This is a genomic window from Streptomyces sp. NPDC086549, assembly GCF_044746205.1.
Lineage (GTDB): Bacteria > Actinomycetota > Actinomycetes > Streptomycetales > Streptomycetaceae > Streptomyces.
On record NZ_JBIVBS010000010.1, the window covers coordinates 103342 to 124549 of the forward strand.

The 21208-nt window shown below is 71.5% G+C and carries 17 protein-coding genes; 13 read left to right on the forward strand and 4 right to left on the reverse strand.

Annotated elements, in window-relative coordinates:
* Positions 1-83: 83 nt before the first annotated feature.
* The 5 genes from ACIPSA_RS28755 to ACIPSA_RS28775 all read left to right on the forward strand — a co-directional run bounded on the left by ACIPSA_RS28755 (position 84) and on the right by ACIPSA_RS28775 (position 7464).
* A complete protein-coding gene (locus ACIPSA_RS28755) occupies positions 84-2342 on the forward strand; it encodes a tetratricopeptide repeat protein (protein ID WP_402639485.1) in 2259 nt (752 codons plus the stop codon).
* A 58-nt stretch (positions 2343-2400) separates the two neighbouring features.
* Positions 2401-3963: a phytoene desaturase family protein gene (locus ACIPSA_RS28760; protein WP_402639487.1), complete on the forward strand. Its 1563-nt coding sequence runs from the start codon at positions 2401-2403 to the stop codon at positions 3961-3963.
* 6 nt (positions 3964-3969) lie between these two features.
* Positions 3970-4740, forward strand: coding sequence for a class I SAM-dependent methyltransferase (locus tag ACIPSA_RS28765; RefSeq protein WP_402639489.1), 771 nt, complete (start codon positions 3970-3972; stop codon positions 4738-4740).
* A gap of 64 nt (positions 4741-4804) precedes the next feature.
* The gene (locus ACIPSA_RS28770; RefSeq protein ID WP_402639491.1) at positions 4805-5917 is read left to right on the forward strand and encodes an NAD(P)H-dependent flavin oxidoreductase; all 1113 of its coding nucleotides are present in this window, start codon (positions 4805-4807) and stop codon (positions 5915-5917) included.
* Complete coding sequence (locus tag ACIPSA_RS28775; protein WP_402639493.1) at positions 5914-7464, forward strand: acyl-CoA synthetase; 1551 nt, start codon at positions 5914-5916, stop codon at positions 7462-7464. Before ACIPSA_RS28770 ends, ACIPSA_RS28775 begins: the two co-directional genes overlap by 4 nt.
* 50 nt (positions 7465-7514) lie before the next feature.
* Here ACIPSA_RS28775 and ACIPSA_RS28780 read toward each other — a convergent pair whose 3' ends face one another.
* Complete coding sequence (locus ACIPSA_RS28780; protein WP_402639494.1) at positions 7515-8195, reverse strand: hypothetical protein; 681 nt, start codon at positions 8193-8195, stop codon at positions 7515-7517.
* Between the two features lie 187 nt (positions 8196-8382).
* Between ACIPSA_RS28780 and ACIPSA_RS28785 the strand changes: the two genes are divergently transcribed.
* Both ACIPSA_RS28785 and ACIPSA_RS28790 read left to right on the forward strand, forming a co-directional pair.
* On the forward strand, positions 8383-9885 hold the full coding sequence (locus ACIPSA_RS28785) for an acyl-CoA synthetase (protein ID WP_402639496.1): 1503 nt from the start codon (positions 8383-8385) through the stop codon (positions 9883-9885).
* A 313-nt stretch (positions 9886-10198) separates the two neighbouring features.
* On the forward strand, positions 10199-10537 hold the full coding sequence (locus ACIPSA_RS28790) for a hypothetical protein (RefSeq protein WP_402639498.1): 339 nt from the start codon (positions 10199-10201) through the stop codon (positions 10535-10537).
* 11 nt (positions 10538-10548) lie between these two features.
* Here the strand turns inward: ACIPSA_RS28790 and paaK are convergent, their stop codons facing one another.
* Entirely contained in the window at positions 10549-11844 is a 1296-nt protein-coding gene (gene paaK / locus ACIPSA_RS28795) for a phenylacetate--CoA ligase PaaK (protein ID WP_402639500.1), read from the reverse strand.
* 210 nt (positions 11845-12054) lie between these two features.
* On the opposite strand from paaK, the gene ACIPSA_RS28800 reads away from it, so the two are divergent.
* A complete protein-coding gene (locus ACIPSA_RS28800; RefSeq protein ID WP_402639502.1) occupies positions 12055-12891 on the forward strand; it encodes an alpha/beta fold hydrolase in 837 nt (278 codons plus the stop codon).
* A 6-nt stretch (positions 12892-12897) separates the two neighbouring features.
* On the opposite strand, the gene ACIPSA_RS28805 is transcribed toward ACIPSA_RS28800, so the two are convergent.
* On the reverse strand, positions 12898-14928 hold the full coding sequence (locus tag ACIPSA_RS28805) for a sulfatase (protein ID WP_402639504.1): 2031 nt from the start codon (positions 14926-14928) through the stop codon (positions 12898-12900).
* A 155-nt stretch (positions 14929-15083) separates the two neighbouring features.
* Positions 15084-16703: an acyl-CoA synthetase gene (locus tag ACIPSA_RS28810; RefSeq protein WP_402639506.1), complete on the reverse strand. Its 1620-nt coding sequence runs from the start codon at positions 16701-16703 to the stop codon at positions 15084-15086.
* A gap of 178 nt (positions 16704-16881) precedes the next feature.
* Between ACIPSA_RS28810 and ACIPSA_RS28815 the strand changes: the two genes are divergently transcribed.
* From ACIPSA_RS28815 to ACIPSA_RS28835, 5 genes are all read left to right on the forward strand, one after another.
* Positions 16882-17682, forward strand: coding sequence for a crotonase/enoyl-CoA hydratase family protein (locus tag ACIPSA_RS28815; RefSeq protein WP_402639508.1), 801 nt, complete (start codon positions 16882-16884; stop codon positions 17680-17682).
* A 20-nt stretch (positions 17683-17702) separates the two neighbouring features.
* Positions 17703-18644 carry a Zn-ribbon domain-containing OB-fold protein gene (locus ACIPSA_RS28820; protein WP_402639510.1) on the forward strand — a complete coding sequence of 314 codons (942 nt, stop codon included), beginning with the start codon at positions 17703-17705 and terminating at the stop codon, positions 18642-18644.
* Positions 18641-19711 carry a thiolase domain-containing protein gene (locus ACIPSA_RS28825; protein ID WP_402639512.1) on the forward strand — a complete coding sequence of 357 codons (1071 nt, stop codon included), beginning with the start codon at positions 18641-18643 and terminating at the stop codon, positions 19709-19711. The genes ACIPSA_RS28820 and ACIPSA_RS28825 overlap by 4 nt, the downstream gene beginning before the upstream one ends.
* Positions 19708-20874: a thiolase domain-containing protein gene (locus tag ACIPSA_RS28830; RefSeq protein WP_402639514.1), complete on the forward strand. Its 1167-nt coding sequence runs from the start codon at positions 19708-19710 to the stop codon at positions 20872-20874. Before ACIPSA_RS28825 ends, ACIPSA_RS28830 begins: the two co-directional genes overlap by 4 nt.
* Before the next feature lie 82 nt (positions 20875-20956).
* Complete coding sequence (locus tag ACIPSA_RS28835; RefSeq protein ID WP_402639516.1) at positions 20957-21199, forward strand: DUF397 domain-containing protein; 243 nt, start codon at positions 20957-20959, stop codon at positions 21197-21199.
* Positions 21200-21208: the final 9 nt, after the last annotated feature.

The window sequence follows — 21208 nt, forward strand, 5'->3', positions numbered from 1 at the left end:
ACGGATCGGGCCGGCTCGGCGCGGCCGCGCCTTGACGGCAACCCCGGCGGAGGGGCGGACGGCGACGGGGGCGACGGCGGGCGATGGCGGACACCAGGCTGGTCCAGGGCCGGTACCGGCTGCTCGATCTGATCGGGCGCGGCGGGATGGGCGAGGTGTGGCGTGCCCGGGACGAGTCCCTGGGACGGCATGTCGCGGTGAAGTGCCTCAAGCCGCTCGGCCCGCACCACGACCAGGCCTTCACCCGCGTTCTGCGGGAACGGTTCCGCCGCGAGGCCCGGGTGGCCGCCGCGCTCTCGCACCGCGGGGTGACGGTCGTCCACGACTTCGGCGAGTACGACGGCATCCTCTACCTGGTCATGGAGCTGCTGGAGGGCCGCAACCTCTGTCAGCTCCTGGAGGACAACAAGCACCACCCGCTGCCCGTCCCCGATGTCGTCGACATCGCCGACCAGGTCGCCGCCGCCCTCGCCTACACCCACCGACAGGGCATCGTGCACCGGGACCTGAAACCCGCGAACATCATGCGGCTCGACGACGGCACGGTGAAGATCTGCGACTTCGGCATCGCCCGCCTCGGGCACGACATCGGCTTCACCGCCCGGCTGACCGGCACCGGCATCGCGATGGGCACCCCGCACTACATGTCGCCGGAGCAGATCAGCGGCTCCGAGGTCGACCACCGCAGCGATCTGTACTCGCTCGGCTGCGTGCTCTACGAAATCGCCACCGGCGCACCGCCGTTCGACCTGGACGACGCCTGGGCCATCCTCGTCGGCCACCGTGACACCCCGCCCCGCCCGCCGCGCGGCCACCGTGCCGAGCTCCCGGAGTACCTGGAGAAGGTCATCCTCGACCTGCTGGCCAAGCGGCCGGAGCAACGCCCGTACGACGCCCGTGAGCTGGGGCGGCGCATCACCGCCGGCCGTACGACACCCGGGTACGTGCCTACCGTCGTGACGCCCCAGCCCCGACTGCGGCCCCCCGAGCCCGTGTCCTCCGGGCCCGTGTCCTCCGAACCCGGGCCCCCCGAGCCCCGGCTGCCGTCCTGGACCCGGGGCATGACCACCGGCCACAAGGCGACCGGCGCCGGACTGCGCACCACACCCCCGGACGCCGGAGTGGGCCTCTCCTGCGAGTGGATCGCCCGGCCGGACACCGGCCCGGCACACGTGCCGGTACGTTTCGCCCCGCCCCCGGAGGCTGTCACCGCTCTCGCCGGACGGCACAACGCGGGTCTCAGCCTGGGGCGGCTCGGCCGCTGGGCCGAGGCGGGCGAGGCGCACCGCGCGGTCGCCGCCGAGCGCGCCCACCTGCTCGGTCCCGACCATCCCGACACGCTCGCCAGCCGGTACGAGATCGCCTTCACCCTCAGCCGTACCGGCCGCGCCGCCGACGCCCTGCGCGAGTACACCGAGGTCGCCCGGGCGAGAGAGCGGGTGCTGGGCGCCGACCACCCCGACACGCTCGCCGCCCGGCAGGAAACGGCCTACGTCCTGGGCCAGTTGGGCCGTCATTTCGACGCCCACCAGGCGTACACGTCGGTCCTGGCCGCCCGGGAGCGGACCATGGGCCCGGACCACCCCGACACCCTGCGCTGCCGCCACAACCTCGCCTTCAACCTCAGCAGGCTCGGCCGCCTGGACGACTCGTACCGCATGGCCTGCGAGGTGGCCGCCGCCCGCGCCCGGGTACTGGGCGCGGACCACCCCGACACCCTGGTGACCCGCTACGAAGTCGCCTACGCGCTCGGGCAGCTGGGCCGCTGGGAGGAGGCGCTGCGCACCTATCGCGAGGTCGCAGAGGCCCGCGCACAGGCACTCGGCCCGGACCACACCGACACGCTCGCCGCCCGCTACGAGGTCGGCATCAGCCTCGGCCGCCTCGGCCGCAGCGCGGACGCGCTCAAGCTGTACCGCGACCTGGTCGACGACCGCACCCGCGTCCACGGCCCCGCCCATCCCGAGACCCTGCGCGCCCGCCACGGCCTCGGCGTGAACCTCGGACGGCTCGGCCGCTGGGAAGAGGCACTCGCGGAGTCCCGCGACGTCTGCGCCATCCGCGAGCGTGTCCTCGGCCCCGACCACCCCGACACCCTGGTCAGCCGCCGCGAGGTCGCCGTGAGCCTGGGCTGGCTCGGCCGCTGGCCGGACGCGCTGAGCGAGTACCGCCGGGTCGCCACCGCCCGTGAGCGCGTGCTGGGCTCCGACCACCCCGACACCCTGGCCAGCCGCAACGACGAGGCCCACTGCCTGGAACAGCTCGGCCGCGGCGCCGAGGCCGTCGAGCTGTACCGCCGGGTGGCGGTGCTGCGCCAGCAGCGCGCGTCCGGCGGACGCTGAGCGGGGCAGGCACGGCACGCCTCTGGCCGCTGTAGATCATCACGTGTTACGAAGAACCATGCCTGCACACGAGGGATCCCGGACGTACGACGCCGTCATCGTCGGCGGCGGCCACAACGGCCTGGTCGCGGCCGCCTACCTGGCCCGGGCCGGCAAGTCCGTGCTCGTACTGGAGCGCCTGGACCACACGGGCGGCGCCGCCGTGTCGACCCGCCCGTTCACCGGTGTCGACGCCCGTCTGTCGCGCTACTCGTACCTGGTCAGCCTGCTGCCCAAGAAGATCGTGCGGGACCTGGGCCTCGACTTCCGGGTCCGTGGCCGCACCGTCTCGTCGTACACCCCGGTCGAACGGGACGGACGGCCGACCGGACTGCTCGTCGGCGGCGGCGAACGGCGCACCCGGGAGGCCTTCGCCCGGCTGACGGGCGGCAGCCGCGAGTACGAGGCCTGGCAGCGCTTCTACGGCATGACCGGCCAGGTCGCCCAGCGGGTCTTCCCGACCCTCACCGAACCGCTGCCCACCCGTGACGAGCTGCGCCGCCGCGTCGACGACGAGGACGCCTGGCGTGCGCTGTTCGAGGAGCCGATCGGCGCCACGATCGAGCGGAACTTCACCGACGACCTGGTGCGGGGAGTGGTCCTCACCGACGCCCTGATCGGCACCTTCGCCGACGCCCACGACCCCTCCCTGCGGCAGAACCGCTGCTTCCTCTACCACGTCATCGGCGGCGGCACCGGCGCCTGGGACGTGCCCGTGGGCGGCATGGGTGCCCTGACCGACGCGCTGGCCGCCGCCGCGCGCGCCGCGGGTGCGGTGATCGCGACCGGGCACGAGGCGGTACGGATCCAGACGGACGGGAAGTCCGCCGAGGTCACCCACCGCACGGCCGACGGCGAGGGCATCGCCACCGCCCGGCACGTCCTCGTGAACGCCTCGCCGCAGGAACTGGCGGCACTGACCGGCGATCCGGCGCCGACGCCCGCCGAGGGCGCTCAGCTGAAGGTGAACATGCTGCTCAAGCGGCTGCCGAGGCTGCGCGACGGCTCTGTCGACCCACGGGAGGCCTTCGCCGGCACCTTCCACGTCGCCGAGGGCTACGAACAGCTGGCCACCGCCCATGCCCAGGCCGCGTCCGGCGAACTTCCCGCGGCGCCCCCGTCCGAGATCTACTGCCACTCCCTCACCGACCCCACGATCCTCGGCCGGAACCTGGTCGACGCGGGCTACCAGACCCTCACCCTCTTCGGCCTCCACACGCCCGCACGGCTCTTCGACCGGGACAACGACGCGGTACGCGACGAGCTCCTCAAGTCCACGCTCGCGCAGCTCGACGCCCACCTCGCCGAACCGATCGCCGACTGCCTCGCGACGGATGCCGAGGGCCGGCCCTGCATCGAGGCGAAGACCCCGCTCGACCTCGAACGCGACCTGCGCCTGCCGGGCGGCAACATCTTCCACCGCGACCTCTCCTGGCCCTACGCCGAGGAGGACACCGGCCGCTGGGGCGTGGAGACCCGGCACGCCAACGTGCTGCTGTGCGGGGCGGGCGCGGTGCGCGGCGGAGGGGTGAGCGGGGTGCCCGGGCACAACGCGGCGATGGCGATGCTGGAGCGGGGCTGAGGTCATATGTCCGAGACACCCTCGGCCCGTGACTTCTACGACCGGCTGGCCCCCGACTACCACCTGATCTTCCCGGACTGGGACGCGAGCATGGCCCGCCAGGCCGCCGCGCTCGACGGCCTCGTTCAGGAGCGGCTGGGCCGGGGACCGCACCGGATCCTGGACTGCGCCTGCGGGATCGGCACCCAGGCGATCGGGCTCGCCCTCATGGGGCACCACGTCTTCGGCACCGACCTGAGTCCGGTCGCCGTCTCCCGGGCCGTCGCCGAGGCCGCCGCCCGTGGCGCCACGCTGCCGACGGCGGCGGCCGACATGCGGGCCCTGCCCTTCCACCCCGCCGCCTTCGACGTGGTCCTCTGCGCCGACAACGCGCTCTCGCACCTGCTCACCGACGCGGACCTCGACACGGCCCTGGCCGGCATACGACGGGTCCTGCGGGACGACGGCCTCGTGGTGATCACCGTCCGGGACTACGACGGACTCCGCCGAAGCCGTCCGGCCTCGACGCCTCCCCAGGTCTCCGGGACGGCCGACGGCCGGGTGGTCACCTTCCAGTTGTGGCACTGGCAGGACGACGGAGAACGCTACGAGCTGGAACACTTCCAGCTGCACCCCGCCGGAACCGGCTGGGAGGTCCGCGTCCGGCGCACCGCCTCCCGGGCCCTGACCCGCGGCCGGTTGACGGAGGCGGCGACGGCGGCCGGGTTCACCGACGTCACCTGGCACGAGCCTCCCGGCACCGGCTACTACCAGCCGGTGCTCACCGCAAAAATCTGACGGAATCTGACGGAGCATCAGAAAACCTCTTCCGTCGTCCGGGGGACTGCGGCATCCTGCGCCCATGCAGACGGAGCTGAGCAGGAAACTGGGAGTCGAGCACGCCGTCTTCGGCTTCACGCCGTTCCCCGCCGTTGCCGCGGCCATCAGCCGGGCCGGCGGTTTCGGAGTGCTCGGCGCGGTCCGCTACACGGCCCCCGACGATCTCAAGCGCGACCTCGACTGGATCGAGGCACATGTCGACGGCCGCCCCTACGGGCTGGACGTCGTCATGCCCGCGAAGAAGGTCGAAGGCGTGACCGAGGCCGACGTCGAGGCGATGATCCCGGAGGGGCACCGGAAGTTCGTCCAGGACACCCTCGCCAAGTTCGGCGTTCCGGAGCTCGCGGAGGGCGAGGCCTCCGGGTGGCGCATCACCGGCTGGATGGAGCAGGTCGCCCGCACCCAGCTCGACGTCGCCTTCGACTACCCGATCAGACTGCTCGCCAACGCCCTCGGCTCCCCGCCCGCCGATGTCGTGGCCCGCGCCCACGACCGGGGAGTGCTCGTCGCCGCGCTCGCGGGCAGCGCAAGGCACGCCCGCAAGCACCAAGAGGCGGGCATCGACGTCGTCGTGGCACAGGGCTACGAGGCCGGCGGCCACACCGGCGAGATCGCCTCCATGGTGCTCACCCCCGAGGTCGTCGACGCCGTCGACCCGCTGCCCGTGCTGGCCGCGGGCGGTATCGGCAGCGGACAGCAGGTGGCGGCCGCACTGGCGCTCGGCGCCCAAGGTGTGTGGCTGGGCTCCATATGGCTGACCACCACAGAGGCCGACCTCCACTCGCCCGCACTGACGCGCAAGCTCCTCGCCGCCGGATCCGGTGACACCGTGCGCTCGCGCGCCCTCACCGGGAAGCCCGCACGTCAGCTCCGCACCGAATGGACCGAGGCCTGGGACGACCCGGGCGGGCCCGGCACCCTCCCCATGCCGCTGCAGGGACTGCTGGTCGCCGAGGCGGTCTCCCGCATCCAGAAGCACGAGGTCGAGCCGCTGCTCGGCACGCCCGTCGGCCAGATCGTCGGCCGGATGACCGCCGAACGCAGCGTGCAGGCCGTCCTCGACGATCTCACCCGCGGCTTCGAGCGGGCCGTCGACCGTATCAACCGCATCGCCGGAAGGAGCGGCCGGTCGTGAGCACACCCCCCGTCGGTTTCTGGGCCCAGGCCGCCCAGGACCCCGACCGCATGATCCTGGTCGCCCCCGACGCCGAGCAGTGGACGGCAGGCCGGCTGCACGCGGCCGCCAACCGGCTCGTGCACGGCCTGCGCGCCGCGGGACTGGAACGCGGCGACGCCTTCGCGGTCGTGCTGCCCAACGGCGTCGAGTTCCTCACGGCGTACCTGGCCGCCAGCCAGGCCGGGTTCTACCTCGTCCCGGTCAACCACCACCTCGTCGGCCCGGAGATCGCCTGGATCGTCTCCGACTCCGGCGCCAAGGTGCTCATCGCCCACGAGCGGTTCGCCGGTGCCGCCCGGCACGCCGCGGACGAGGCGGCTCTCCCGGCCACCCACCGGTACGCGGTCGGCGAGGTCGAGGGCTTCCGGCCGTACGCCGAACTCCTCGACGGACAGCCTGGAACGGCGCCCGCGGACCGCACCCTCGGCTGGGTCATGAACTACACCTCGGGCACCACCGGCCGCCCGCGCGGCATCCGTCGCCCGCTGCCCGGCAAGACCCCCGAGGAGGCCTACCTCGGCGGCTTCCTCGGCATCTTCGGCATCAAACCGTTCGACGACAACGTGCACCTCGTCTGCTCACCGCTCTACCACACCGCCGTGCTCCAGTTCGCGGGCGCGTCCCTGCACATCGGTCACCGGCTCGTGCTGATGGACAAGTGGACACCGGAGGAGATGCTCCGGCTCATCGACACCCACAAGTGCACGCACACACATATGGTGCCGACCCAGTTCCACCGGCTGCTCGCGTTGCCCGACCACACAAGGCGGTCGTACGACGTCTCGTCCATGCGGCACGCGATCCATGGTGCCGCACCCTGCCCCGACCATGTGAAACGGGCCATGATCGACTGGTGGGGGCACTGTGTGGAGGAGTACTACGCGGCCAGCGAGGGCGGCGGTGCCTTCGCGACCGCCGAGGACTGGCTGAAGAAGCCCGGCACGGTGGGCAAGGCCTGGCCCATCAGCGAACTCGCCGTCTTCGACGACGACGGCAACCGGCTGGCGCCCGGCGAACTCGGCACCGTCTACCTGAAGATGAACACCGGCGGCTTCTCGTACCACAAGGACGAGGCCAAGACGAGGAAGAACCGCATCGGCGACTTCTTCACCGTCGGAGACCTCGGCTATCTCGACGAGGACGGCTACCTCTTCCTGCGCGACCGCAAGATCGACATGATCATCTCGGGCGGCGTCAACATCTACCCCGCCGAGATCGAGTCCGCCCTCCTGGCCCATCCCGCCGTCGCCGACGCCGCCGCCTTCGGCATCCCGCACGACGACTGGGGCGAAGAGGTCAAGGCCGTCGTGGAGCCGGCCCCTGGGCACGAGCCCGGACCGGACCTCGCCGCCGCCCTCCTCGGCCACTGCGCGGAACAACTCGCCGGCTACAAGCGGCCCAAGAGCATCGACTTCACCACCGAGATGCCCCGCGACCCCAACGGCAAGCTCTACAAGCGACGGCTGAGGGATCCGTACTGGGAGGGCCGCACCCGTCCGGTCTGAGTCCGGTCGGAAGTGCGCCTGACCATCCTCGGCCGCCCTGCCAGGGCGGTTCACCGGCCCTTGCGCCGGCGGACGAAACCGATCGCGCTCAGCGCGAACGCCACGAGACCGAGCCCCGCGACGATGTACGCCTTGACCGAACCCGGAACCGGCACGTGACAGTCGAGGGCCTGGATGGCCGTCAGCATCATGAGCAGCGTGCCGAGGACCGCTGCCTCCAGCACCCCGAAGAGTTCCCAGCGGCGCGTGGACCGCTCCGCTCTTCGCCGCAGCCGCTCGCCGATCACGAGATCGGCGATGGCCCCGATCTCGCGGATCCGGGTATTCCGTGAGCGAGGCGGTGATGGGCCCCACTGGGGTTCGTGCGGGACGCACAGTGCCGCCTCGGCGGCCTCGACGCCCATGCATGCGTAGACGATGGCCAGCGGCGCCGGGACCCGCTCGGGCGCCAGCCGGTGCACGGGCAGACAGGCGGCGGCCGCGTAGCCGAGGTCGTCGATGCGGCGGCCCTTGGGCTGGGCGCCGTACCGGGCCCAGAACAGCCGGCCCAAGGTGTCCATGGCCTCCAGATCGGTGGCCCGGTCCACCGCGTTCCACAACTGAACGGCGTCATGGGCGAGCAGGAGCGGCAGGACGCGGGAGACGTCACTGTCCTCGTCGAAGGCGTCCAGCCTCCTGCGCAGCGCCCGGACCTTGCTCTGTGTCTTCGCCACCCGGCCCCCCGATGCCACGGACTGGAATTCTGGCCTGCGCGGCGCCCGCGGAGCTCAGGTACGTCCGCGTACCTCGGGGGCGTACTGGTGCATGACAGGCGCGCGCCGTCCGTACTGGGGGACGCCCGCGCGCCCGCTCACGACGGGTTCGCGCGGGCCTCGTCCGCCTTGACCTCTCCGGGCGAGGGGCCGAGGATCATGTGCCATGACGCAAGGACACGGCAGCACGGTTGACGGGGTGCTGCGGCGCAGCGCCCGGCGCACGCCCGCACGCGTCGCGGTGGAGTACCGCGAGCGCAGGTGGACGTACGAGGAACTCGACGACGCCGTCTCCCGCGCGGCATCCGTGCTCCTCGGCGAGGGGCTCGTCCCCGGCGACCGGGTCGGCTCGTACGGGCACAACTCCGACGCCTACCTGATCACGTTCCTCGCCTGCGCCCGCGCGGGCCTCGTGCACGTGCCGGTGAACCAGAACCTGACCGGCGACGACCTGGCGTACATCGTCGCCCAGTCGGGCAGCGCGCTCGTGCTGGCCGACCCGGAACTCGCCGGGCGACTGCCCGACGGCGTACGGGTGTTGCCGCTGCGGGACGCCGACGACTCGCTCCTCGCGAGGCTCGCCACGGCAGTGCCGTACGAGGGGCCCGAACCGCGCACCGAGGACCTGGTGCAGTTGCTGTACACCTCCGGCACCACCGCGCTGCCCAAGGGCGCGATGATGACCCACAGGTCGTTGGTGCACGAGTACCTGAGCGCCATCACCGCCCTCGACCTGAGCGCCGGCGACCGGCCCGTGCACGCGCTGCCGCTCTACCACTCGGCCCAGATGCACGTGTTCCTGCTCCCGTACATCGCGGTCGGCGCGACCAACGTCATCGTCGACGCGCCGGACGGGGACACCCTGTTCGATCTGATCGAGGCCGGGCGTGCGGACAGCCTGTTCGCGCCGCCCACCGTGTGGATCGCTCTGTCGAACCGGCCCGACTTCGCGAGCCGGGACCTGAGCGGTCTGCGCAAGGCGTACTACGGGGCGTCGATCATGCCGGTGCCCGTCCTGGAGCGGCTGCGCGAACGGCTCGGGAAGCTCGCCCTCTACAACTGCTTCGGCCAGAGCGAGATCGGTCCCCTGGCCATGGTGCTCGGCCCCGACGAGCACAAGGGCCGGATGGACTCCTGCGGACGCACCGTGCTCTTCGTGGACGCACGTGTGGTCGACGAGGACGGCGAGGACGTGCCCGACGGCACGCCCGGCGAAATCGTCTACCGTTCACCGCAGTTGTGCGACGGCTACTGGGACAGGCCCGACGAGAGCGCCGCCGCCTTCCGCGACGGCTGGTTCCGCTCCGGCGACCTGGCGGTGCGGGACGCGCACGGCTACTTCACGATCGTCGACCGGGTGAAGGACGTCATCAACTCCGGTGGTGTGCTGATCGCTTCACGCCAGGTCGAGGACGCCCTGTACACGCACGAGAGCGTCGCCGAGGCCGCCGTGATCGGTCTTCCCGACGAGCGGTGGATCGAGGCCGTCACGGCGGTCGTCGTCCCGCGCGGCGAGGTGACCGAGGCCCAGCTGATCGCCCACGCGCGCGAGAAGCTCGCGTCCTTCAAGGCGCCCAAACAGGTGCTGTTCGTGGACGAGTTGCCCCGTAACGCGAGCGGCAAGATCCTGAAGCGGGAGCTGCGGGACCGGTTCGGTCACGCACGGTGACGCGACAGGAAGTCCGGTGCCCGACCTGACGCGGCCGCCGGCACCGCGTCCACCGTCCACGGCGGACGCGCACATACCAGGCATGCGCTGCTGGCTGTCCGCTCCCCTCGCCGCCCTCGCGGCCGTGCCCGGTCCCTGCGAGGTGCTCCGCTTCGGTCTCCTGCTCGCCCCGGCCCCGCTTCGGTCCGCCGCCGCACACAGGACACCTCCCCGTCCCCCCACGCCGTCGCGGCCGTCCACCTGGAACTGGTCACCCTGACCGAGGACCGCGCCGTCATCACCTGGGCCGGACCGGCCGACGGCACACCACCACGTGCTGTTCACCGGAAGCACGTCCCAGTTCGAGCCGTACCACTCCTTCGGCCTGTGGCACTACACGCCCTGCGGATTCCGTGTGCTGGTCGAGGAGGCCGGGCTCGCGCTGGAGGAGATCCGGCCCTCACTCGACGGCGTGACACTGATCATGCGCACCTGTCACGCCATGCGGAAACAGCACTACGGCCGGTACTGGAGACAGGAATCCCCGCTCAACACGGAGATCGACGCCTGGGCGCGCGCAAGGCGGCGGAAGACGGCCCTGGTGAACCTGCGCAAGCTCACGTTCTGCGGGCAGTTCGCGTTCCGGGTGCGCACACCGGGCCTGCGCGCCTGACCCCACCGCCCTCACCGTGGCCGCAGATCCACGATGCGCCGGATCTTGCCCACGGACCGCTCCAGCGATTCCGGTTCGACGATCTCGACCGCGACGGACACGCCGATGCCGTCCTTCACGGCGGTGGCGATGCTCCGCGCGGCCGTCTCCCGGACCGCCGCGGTCGCGTCGGACCGTGCCTCCGCCCGTACGGTGAGCGAGTCGAGACGGCCCTCCCGGGTCAGCCGCAGCTGGAAGTGGGGCGCGACGCCCGGCGTGCGCAGCACGATCTCCTCGATCTGCGTCGGGAACAGGTTGACCCCGCGCAGGATCACCATGTCGTCGCTGCGCCCGGTGATCTTCTGCATGCGCCGGAACACCCGCGCCGTCCCCGGCAGCAGCCGGGTCAGGTCGCGGGTCCGGTAACGGATCACCGGCATGGCCTCCTTGGTGAGCGAGGTGAAGACCAGCTCGCCCTCCTCACCCTGCGGGAGCACCTCGCCGGTGATCGGGTCCACGACCTCCGGGTAGAAGTGGTCCTCCCAGATGTGTAGCCCGTCCTTGGTCTCCACGCACTCCTGGGCGACACCCGGCCCGATCACCTCGGAGAGGCCGTAGAGGTCGACGGCGTCGATCGCGAACCGCTCCTCGATCTCGCGCCGCATCTCCTCCGTCCACGGCTCGGCGCCGAACACACCGACCCGCAGCGAGGTGCTCCGCGGGTCCACGCCCTGCCGTTCGAACTCGTCCAGCAGGGTGAGCATGTACGACGGGGTGACCATGATGACTCCGGGCCGGAGGTCCCGGATCAGCTGGACCTGGCGGGCCGTCATGCCACCGGACGCGGGGACGACCGTGCACCCCAGTCGCTCGGCACCGTAGTGAGCGCCCAACCCTCCGGTGAACAGCCCGTACCCATAGGCCACATGGACCGTGTCGCCGGGCCGCCCGCCCGCCGCCCGGATCGAACGCGCCATCATGTCCGCCCACATGGAAAGGTCGGTCTCCGTGTAGCCGACGACCGTGGGGTGTCCGGTGGTGCCGCTCGACGCGTGGATCCGGCGGATGCGGTCACGGGGCACGGCGAACATCCCGTACGGGTAGTTCTCCCGCAGGTCGGCCTTGGTGGTGAAGGGGAAGCGAGCCAGGTCGGCGAGCGTGCGGCAGTCCTCGGGACGGACTCCGGCCTTGTCGAAGGACTCCCGGTAGAAGGGCACGTGGTCGTAGGCGTGCCGCAGCGAGGCCCGCAGCCGCTCCAGCTGAAGCGCCGCGAGCGCCTCCGCGTCGAGCCGTTCCCCCGAGTCGAGCAGCTCCGTCGCATCCGCCATGGGGGTCCTCTCCCTCGCCAGCCGCGCCCGTCCGGACGACCGATCATTCGGTCGCCCCGTTCGGGATCAGTAATTCAGGCCACCGCGGTCCAGGCAAGGGGGCACCCGCATTTCCCGGCGGCCCGTCGACGCCGTGCTCGCGCACCGGCCCGTCGCGCTCCGCGGGAACTCCCTTGCGACGGCGGCCGATCCGCCGCGATGATCGGCGGCATGCCGACCTTCACCGCACCCGACGGGACCCATCTTGCCTACCACGTACGCGGCGAGGGCGAGCCCCTCGTCGTGGTGCCCGGAGGACCGATGCGGGCCTCCGTCTACCTCGAAGACCTGGGCGGGCTGACCGCGCACCGCCGGCTCGTGCTGCTCGACCTGCGCGGCACCGGAGACTCCGCGGTGCCGACGGATCCGGCGACGTACCGCTGTGACCACATGGTCGACGACGTGGAGGCATTGCGCGCCCACATGGGGCTGGAGCATATGGATCTGCTCGCGCACTCGGCGGGCGGGAGCCTGGCGATTCTGTACGCGGCACGGTATCCGGCGCGGGTGCGGCGGCTCGTGCTGGTCCACGCCAATGGGTCGGCTCTCGGTCTGCGGAACACGGCCGAGGACCGTCTGGCCGCGGCCCGGCTGCGGGCGCGCGAGCCGTGGTTCGACAAGGCGTTCCCGGCGCTGGAGGCCTGGCTGACGGGGGAGAGCGACTTCGACCCGGCGTGTGCTCCCTTCTTCTTCGGCCGGTGGGACGCCACGGCCGAGGCCCATGACGCGGCCACCGAGGAGCAGACCAACGAGGAGGCGGAGGGCCGCTACTTCTCCGACGGCGCCTTCGACCCGGACGCGACCCGAGCCGCGCTCGCCGGCCTGACCGCCCCCGTCCTCGTGCAGGCGGGCGAACTCGACGGCGGCCCTCGCCCCGAACTCGCCCGCCGCGCCGCCGACGCCTTCCCGAACGCGGAGTTCGAGGTCCAGCCCGGCGCCGGGCACTATCCCTGGCTGGACGACCCGGAGCGGTTCGTGCGCCGGGTCGTCGCCTTCCTGGACCGGTGAGGGAGATCAGCCGGCGTTCGGGCCGTACGCCGTCATGAAGCGGTCGCGGAACTTGTTCATCGGCCAGATGGGAGCGTCCTTCGCCGGCTTGAGGCCCTCCGTCCAGCCCCAGTCGGAGATCCGGTCCAGGACCTTCGGGTCGTGGGCGACGATCGTGACCGGCACCTCGCGGCTGGTGCTGCCGGCGGTCACCGTCGGGACCGGCTGGTGGTCGCCGAGGAAGACCAGGACCGTGTTCTTGTTGCCGTAGCGCTCGACGAACTGGGTCAGGCTGCGCAGCGAGTACTCGATGGCGCCCCGGTACGCGGCGCGTACGCTCTCCGCGTTCTTCCAGACCTCCTTGGGGTCCTGGCCCTCCTTCTTGATCTGCTCGAAGACCGAGCCGTCGCCCAGGTCGTTCCAGTCGATCATGTGGGCGACGGGCGCCCAGGGGTTGTGGCTGGAGGCCAGGATGATCTCCGCCATCAGCGGGCCCCGGTCCTTCCTGCCGAACTCCAGCCGCTGGAAGGCCTCCAGGCTGAACTGGTCGGGGACGGGCGTCCAGCTGAAGTACGGGCCGTGGTAGCCGAGGTGCTCGGAGTCGTAGATGTGGTCGAGGCCGAAGAACTTCCCCTCGGGCCAGGCCCGGCGCACCCCGGGCACGATGCCGACCGTGTTCCAGGCTCCCGTCTTTCGGAAGTAGCGGGTGAGGGTCATGCGGTCGCTGGACGTCAGGTTCCGGTAGCGCTGCTGGTTCTTGATCCACAGGCCGGACAGGAACGTGGAGTGGGCCAGCCAGCTGCCGGCTCCCGTCACCGGTGACCGGAGCCAGCCGCTGCGCGACTCGAACCCGGCCGCCTTGAGTCCGGCGGTGCCCTCCTTGAGGACCGCGCCGGTCTGCGCGGCCATCGCCGGGTCCTCGATCGCGGTGCGGCCGTAGCTCTCGATGAAGGTGAACAGCACGTCCTTGCCGCGCAGCCCGGTGAGCAGCTGGTCGGACGGTGTGTTCGCGAAGGCGTCGACGGAGGCCTGCTGCTGGAAGACACGGGCGTCCTGCAGGCCCGCCTGCACCTGCTGGACGCGGTTGTCGATCAGCTCTGCGTCGATCTTGGCGGCGATCGGGGTGTCGCCGAACTGCACGCCGACGGTGACACAGGTGATCCATGCGGTGCCGAGGATCAGCGTGGTGCGCGCGGCCACCGGGCGGTGCCGGACCATCAGGTTCGACAGGCGCACCATCGCGAGCGTCGTGAGGACGAGCACGGCGACGACGAGCACGAGCACCGCGGCGATGGCGAACATCTCGCCGGTCCGGCCGAAGGACTCCCGCACCCACTCCGCGGCGGCGTCCAGCAGGATCCAGTCGAGGACCAGGTCGAAGGGGCGGACCAGCACGGAGTAGAAGCCCATGTCGATGCACTTCAGGATGGTGAGCAGGCCCAGCAGTGCGCCCGCGACCACCGCCGTGACCCGCCTCGGCCGCGGCGGCAGCGCGAGCAGCAGGCCCGCGAGCAGGATCCCCTCCGCGGGGATGCGCAGAAACGCGGTGACCGTGAGCCGGTCGAGCTGGTTCGGCAGCAGCAGCGCCCCGAGCACCAGGGCGGCGGCCAGCACGGTGGTCCCGATGTGCACGCCGCGCGCGACCCGCGGGTACGTGCGGCGCCAGGCGAACCAACCGGGGGAGACGGCGTCGTCCTGCGGGGCCGCTGTGGCGTTCTCACTGCCGGGAGCGTCGTCGGCGCCGGCTGTGGGGTGGGTTGTCGAAGGCGCGGTCTCCTCCGAGGCCTTCGCGCTCGGGTCGGTCGGCTCCGCGGCCCGCTCGGGCGCACCAGCGGGATCGGCCTGCGCCGACGCGGAATCCTGCGGGGTGCGCTCGGCCTCCGGAGTGTCGCCGTTCGCCGTGTCCCCCGTATCCCCTGTGTCCCCCGTATCCCCTGTGTCCCCCGTATCCCCTGTGTCCCCCGTATTCCCTGTGTCCGGTGTGTCGCTTGCCTCGGTGACCGTGTCCGAGTCGGTCTCGGTGTCCGGCAGTTGACGAGGAGGCGTGAGGTGCGACACCCGAAGGTCCTTCCGTGCGTGGCCCGGTGCTGGTGCGGTGGACCAGGCTCAGGAGACCGGGGCCGTCATCACCCGTACGGCCGACCGTCACCCTTTGTTCAACGCCGAGTCGACCGCCCGCACAGAGTACGCTGCTCACGCCCCCGCCGGCCGTCCTACCGGTCCGCCGCCACCGCCACCTCCCGCGCCCAGCGGTAGTCCGCCTTTCCGCTCGGCGACCGCTGGATGGACTCCGTGATGACGAGCTGGCGCGGGATCTTGTAACCGGCCAGATGTGCGCGGCAGTGGGTCTGGAGGTCCGTCAGGGACAGCCGGTCCGCGCCCTTGCGTAGTTGCACCACCGCCGCCACATGGTTGCCCCACCTGGCGTCCGGCACTCCCGCGACCAGCGCGTCGTACACGTCCGGATGGGACTTGAGCGCCTGCTCGACCTCCTCCGGGTACACCTTCTCGCCCCCGGTGTTGATGCACTGCGAGCCGCGCCCCAGCACGGTGACGACACCCTCCGCGTCGACGGTCGCCATGTCGCCGAGCAGCACCCAGCGCCGGCCGTCCTTCTCGAAGAAGGTCTCCGCGGTCTTCCGGGGGTCGTTGTAGTAGCCGAGCGGTACGTGGCCGCACTGGGCGACGCGGCCGATCTCGCCCACGGCGACCGGCTCGTGCGTGGCCGGATCCACCACCTGTGTACGGAAGTTGACACGGATGCGGAAGCCGCGCTCGGGTCCGGAGTCGTCCGTGGCCGTGCCGTTGAAGCCGGACTCGGAGGAGCCGAAGTTGTTCAGCAGCATGGCGTTCGGGACCAGCTCCCGGAACTGCCTGCGGACCGTCTCCGACATGATCGCGCCCGACGAGGACACACTGAACATGGAGGAGCAGTCCGTTCCCTTCATGGGACCGTTCAGCGCGTCGATCAGCGGCCGCAGCATCGCGTCGCCCACCAGTGACATGCTGGTGACCCGCTCCTTCTCGACGGTCCGCAGCACCTCCTCCGGCACGAACCTGCGGTGGATCACGATGCGTTGCCCGAAGTTGAAGCCGATGAACGCGGTGAGGGTGGAGGTGCCGTGCATCAGCGGGGGGGTGGGGAAGAAGGTGATCCCCGAACCGCCGGCCGCGACCCGCTCGGCGAGCTCCTCCGGCTTCTTCACCGGCTCACCGGTCGGTGCCCCGCCGCCCAGCCCGGCGAAGAACAGGTCCTCCTGGCGCCACATCACGCCCTTGGGCATTCCGGTCGTGCCGCCGGTGTAGATGATGAACTGGTCGTCCGCGGAGCGCGCGTGGAATCCGCGGGCCGGCGACCCCGCCGCCTCGGCCTCCGTGAACGCCACGGCCGGGACCTCGGGCGCCCCCGGCACCGGGCTTCCCACCCGCACCAGATGCCGCAGCCTCCCGGTTCGCGGCAGCGCCGCCGCCACCCGGTCGGTGAACTCCGCGTCGAAGACCACGGCCACCAGATCGGCGTCCCGGTAGAGGTACACCAACTCCTCTTCCACGTAGCGGTAGTTGACATTGACCGGAACGATCCGCGCCTTCAGGCATCCCAGTACCGTCTGCAGGTACTCGACGCCGTTGTAGAGGTGGAGGCCGAGGTGCTCGCCGGGTTGTATCCCGCTGTCGATCAGATGGTGGGCGATGCGGTTCGCGGCGGCGTCCAGCTGCGCGTACGTCAGACGGCGCTCCGCACCCGTGCCGGGGTGGTCGATGTACACGAGCGCCTCGCGTTCCGGAACCACGTCCACGACCGACTCGAACAGGTCGGCAAGGTTGTACTCCACCGCTCCTCCTGACCCCCGGCGTGCCTGGCATCTGTGTCGGTTCGCCGGTCATCAGAGCAAAGGGCGCGGCAACTGTGAAGGGTCCGCGCGAAGAAATCTGACTACCTGTCAGAAAACCCTTGAAGTGCCCACCCGCCTACTGCAACCTGTTCTCGTTCTTTCAGAGGGGAGACGGTCCATGGGTGGGACGGAACACCTCACCGTGCGGCGCGAAGGCGCCACACTGGTGCTCACGCTCAACAGGCCCGAAGCCAAGAACGCGCTCTCGTTGCCCATGCTCGTGGGCCTGTACGACGGCTGGCTGGAGGCCGACGAGGACGACACGGTGCGCTCGGTCGTACTGACCGGGGCCGGGGACGCCTTCTGCGCCGGGATGGACCTCAAGGCGCTGGCCGGCCGGGGCATGGAGGGCGAGCACCACCGCGACCGGCTCAAGGCCGACCCCGACCTGCACTGGAAGGCGATGCTGCGCCACCATCGCCCCCGCAAACCGGTGATCGCCGCCGTCGAGGGGTACTGCGTCGCGGGCGGCACGGAGATCCTGCAGGGCACCGACATCCGGGTCGCGGGCGAGTCCGCGACCTTCGGCCTGTTCGAGGTCAGACGCGGGCTCTTCCCGATCGGCGGCTCGACCGTCCGGCTGCAACGCCAGATCCCGCGCACGCACGCCCTGGAGATGCTGCTCACCGGACGGCCCTACAGCGCCCGCGAGGCCGCTGACATCGGGCTGATCGGCCATGTCGTCCCCGACGGCACCGCGCTCGCCAGGGCCCTGGAGATCGCCGAGCAGATCAACGCCTGCGGCCCGCTGGCCGTCGAGGCCGTCAAGGCGTCGGTGTACGAGACCGCGGAGATGACCGAGACCGACGGCCTCGCGGCCGAACTGGGGCGCGGCTGGCCGGTCTTCGACACCGCGGACGCCAAGGAAGGCGCCCGCGCCTTCGCGGAGAAGCGACCCCCCGTCTACAAGCGCGCCTGACCCGCGAAGGAGAGCCTTCGATGCCCGAAGTCCTCAAAGCCCCCCTGGTCGTGGAGTTCCCCTTCACCCGTTCCCTCGGCCCGGTCCAGCGCGCCTTCCTCACCGGCCTGCGCGAGCGCGTCGTCCTCGGGGTGAGGACCGGCGACGGCCGCGTCCTCGTGCCGCCCGTCGAGTACGACCCGGTGACCGCCGAGGAGATACGCGACCTCGTCGAGGTCGCCCCGACCGGCACCGTCACCACCTGGGCCTGGAACCACGAACCCCGCCGCGGCCAGCCCCTCGACACCCCCTTCGCCTGGGTCCTGGTCCGGCTCGACGGCGCCGACACCGCGCTGCTGCACGCCCTGGACGCCCCCGGCCCCGACGCCGTGCGCGCCGGCATGCGGGTGCGGGTCCGCTGGGCCGGGGAGCGCTCCGGCGCCATCACGGACATCGCCTGCTTCGAGCCGTACGAGGGCGGGGAGGCCGGAACGAGCGGCCACGACGGGCAGTTCGGGGACGCCGTCACCGGGATCGTCGCCCAGGCCCGGCTCGACTACACCTACTCACCCGGCCGTGCCCAGTCCGCCTACATCGCAGCCCTCTCCGGCCGGCGGACCGTCGGCGAGCGCTGCCCCTCCTGCCGCAAGGTGTACGTCCCGCCGAGGGGTGCGTGCCCCACATGTGGTGTCGCCACATCCGAACAGGTGGAAGTGGGCCCCCGCGGCACGGTCACCACCTTCTGCATCGTCAACATCAAGGCGAAGAACCTCGACATAGAGGTGCCCTACGTCTACGCCCACATCGCCCTCGACGGCGCCGGCCTCGCCCTGCACGGCCGGATCGGCGGCATCCCCTACGACCAGGTGCGGATGGGCCTGCGCGTCGAGCCGGTGTGGGCGGACGGGGCCCGCCATCCCGACCACTACCGGCCGACCGGCGAACCCGACGCGGACTACGAGACGTACAAGGAGCTCCTGTGACCCGCGAAGAAGCCCCAGCGCCCCGCGAGATCGCCGTCGTCGCCTTCGCACAGACCGACCACCGGCGCACCAGCGAGGAGCTCTCCGAGGTGGAGATGCTCATGCCGGTGCTGCACGACGTCCTCGGCCGGACCGGCCTGAAGACCGCCGACATAGGCTTCACCTGCTCCGGCTCCAGCGACTACCTGGCCGGCCGGGCCTTCTCCTTCACCCTCGCCCTCGACGGCGTGGGCGCCTGGCCGCCCATCTCCGAGTCGCACGTGGAGATGGACGGCGCGTGGGCGCTGTACGAGGCGTGGACCAAGCTGCTCACCGGGGACGCGGACACCGCGCTCGTGTACGCGTACGGCAAGTCCTCGCCCGGCTCGGTCCGCGATGTGCTCACCCGGCAGCTCGACCCGTACTACGTCGCCCCCCTGTGGCCGGACTCCGTGGCCCTGGCCGCGCTCCAGGCACAGGCACTCATCGACGCGGGGGACACCGACGAGCCCGCGCTCGCCGCCGTCGGGGCGCGCAGCCGCGCGGCTGCGGCCGCCAACTCCCATGCGCAACTGCGTGGTTCGGTGCCGCAGGGCGACTACCTCGTACAACCCCTCCGCACCGGCGACTGCCCGCCCGTCGGCGACGGCGCCGCCGCCGTGATCCTCGCCGCCGGTGAGCGGGCCAGGGAGCTGTGCGCACGGCCCGCCTGGATCCGGGGCATCGACCACCGCATCGAGGCGCACGCACTCGGCGTGCGCGACCTGACCGACTCCCCGTCCGCCCGTCTCGCCGCCGAGAAGGCCGGCGCCTTCGAACGGCCCGTCGACACGGCGGAGTTGCACGCACCCTTCACCTCCCAGGAGGTCGTCCTGCGCAAGGCGCTCCGGCTGGACGGCAACGTGTGCGTCAATCCGTCCGGTGGCGCTCTCGCCGCCAACCCGATCATGGCCGCGGGACTCATCCGCATCGGCGAGGCCGCCGCCCGTATCCACCGTGGCGAGTCCGACCGGGCGCTCGCCCACGCCACGTCCGGCCCCTGCCTGCAGCAGAACCTGGTCGCCGTACTCGAAGGGGATCCACGATGAGCAAGGAGCCCGTGGCCGTCACAGGGATCGGCCAGACCAAGCACGTGGCGGCCCGCCGGGACGTGTCGATCGCCGGGCTCGTCCGCGAGGCCGCGCAACGGGCGCTCGCCGACGCCGAGTTGACCTGGCCCGACATCGACGCCGTCGTCATCGGCAAGGCGCCCGACTTCTTCGAGGGCGTCATGATGCCGGAGCTGTATCTCGCCGACGCGCTCGGTGCGGTCGGCAAGCCCATGCTCCGGGTGCACACGGCGGGCTCGGTCGGCGGGTCCACCGCGCTCGTCGCCGCGAACCTCGTCGCGGCCCGCGTCCACAGCACCGTGCTCACCCTCGCCTTCGAAAAACAGTCCGAATCCAACGCCATGTGGGGCCTGTCCCTGCCGATTCCCTTCCAGCAGCCGCTGCTCGCGGGTGCGGGGGGATTCTTCGCGCCGCACGTGCGCGCGTACATGCGGCGCAGCGGAGCCCCCGACACGGTCGGCTCCCTCGTCGCCTACAAGGACCGGCGCAACGCCCTGAAGAACCCCTTCGCCCACCTCCACGAGCACGACATCACGCTGGAGAAGGTGCAGGCCTCCCCGATGCTGTGGGACCCGATCCGCTACTCGGAGACCTGCCCGTCCTCGGACGGCGCCTGCGCGATGGTCCTCACCGACCGCGCGGGGGCCGCCCGCGCGCCCCGGCCCCCTGCCTGGATGCTGGGCGGCGCCATGCGCAGCGAGCCGACCCTCTTCGCGGGGAAGGACTTCGTCTCGCCGCAGGCCGGCAAGGACTGCGCCGCCGACGTCTACCGGCAGGCCCAGATCGCCGACCCGCGCCGGGACATCGACGCCGTCGAGATGTACGTGCCGTTCTCCTGGTACGAGCCCATGTGGCTGGAGAACCTCGGCTTCGCCGAGGAGGGCGAGGGCTGGAAGCTCACCGAGTCCGGGGTGACGGAGCTCGACGGGGACCTGCCCGTCAACATGTCCGGCGGTGTCCTGTCCACCAACCCGATCGGCGCCTCGGGCATGATCCGCTTCGCGGAGGCGGCGCTCCAGGCGCGCGGGCAGGCGGGGGAGCACCAGGTGGGGCGGGCCCGGAAGGTGCTGGGACACGCCTACGGCGGCGGCTCCCAGTTCTTCTCCATGTGGCTCGTAGGGTCGGAACCACCCGACTCCTGAAAGGTCCTCCTCACGTGGCCTGTCGGCCGTCGGGACCGGTCGCTAGGCTGACCGCGGACGACGAGTCGGGAGGAGCACGGACGTGGCCGAGAGCACCATCCAGCAGCAGCCGCTCGTGGGCTGGGACAAGCCGGAGCTGGACCTGAGCGGGGCCGAATGGAGGTCCAGCAGCCGAGGCCGGGGGGATGTCCAGATCGCCTTTGTCGAGGGATTCATCGCGATGCGCAACAGCGGCCGTCCGGAGAGCCCTTCCCTGATCTTCACACCCGCGGAGTGGGGCGCGTTCGTGTCCGGGGCGCGGGAAGGGGAGTTCGACCTGACCTGAGTCCGGGAC

Excerpts from the sequence above, each read along its gene's own strand:
- ACIPSA_RS28755 (WP_402639485.1), top strand. The coding sequence starts at position 84 with ATGGCGGACACCAGGCTGGTCCAGGGCCGGTACCGGCTGCTCGATCTG.
- ACIPSA_RS28760 (WP_402639487.1), top strand. The coding sequence starts at position 2,401 with ATGCCTGCACACGAGGGATCCCGGACGTACGACGCCGTCATCGTCGGC.
- ACIPSA_RS28765 (WP_402639489.1), top strand. The coding sequence starts at position 3,970 with ATGTCCGAGACACCCTCGGCCCGTGACTTCTACGACCGGCTGGCCCCC.
- ACIPSA_RS28770 (WP_402639491.1), top strand. The coding sequence starts at position 4,805 with ATGCAGACGGAGCTGAGCAGGAAACTGGGAGTCGAGCACGCCGTCTTC.
- ACIPSA_RS28785 (WP_402639496.1), top strand. The coding sequence starts at position 8,383 with ATGACGCAAGGACACGGCAGCACGGTTGACGGGGTGCTGCGGCGCAGC.
- paaK (WP_402639500.1), bottom strand. The coding sequence starts at position 11,844 with ATGGCGGATGCGACGGAGCTGCTCGACTCGGGGGAACGGCTCGACGCG.
- ACIPSA_RS28800 (WP_402639502.1), top strand. The coding sequence starts at position 12,055 with ATGCCGACCTTCACCGCACCCGACGGGACCCATCTTGCCTACCACGTA.
- ACIPSA_RS28815 (WP_402639508.1), top strand. The coding sequence starts at position 16,882 with ATGGGTGGGACGGAACACCTCACCGTGCGGCGCGAAGGCGCCACACTG.
- ACIPSA_RS28820 (WP_402639510.1), top strand. The coding sequence starts at position 17,703 with ATGCCCGAAGTCCTCAAAGCCCCCCTGGTCGTGGAGTTCCCCTTCACC.
- ACIPSA_RS28830 (WP_402639514.1), top strand. The coding sequence starts at position 19,708 with ATGAGCAAGGAGCCCGTGGCCGTCACAGGGATCGGCCAGACCAAGCAC.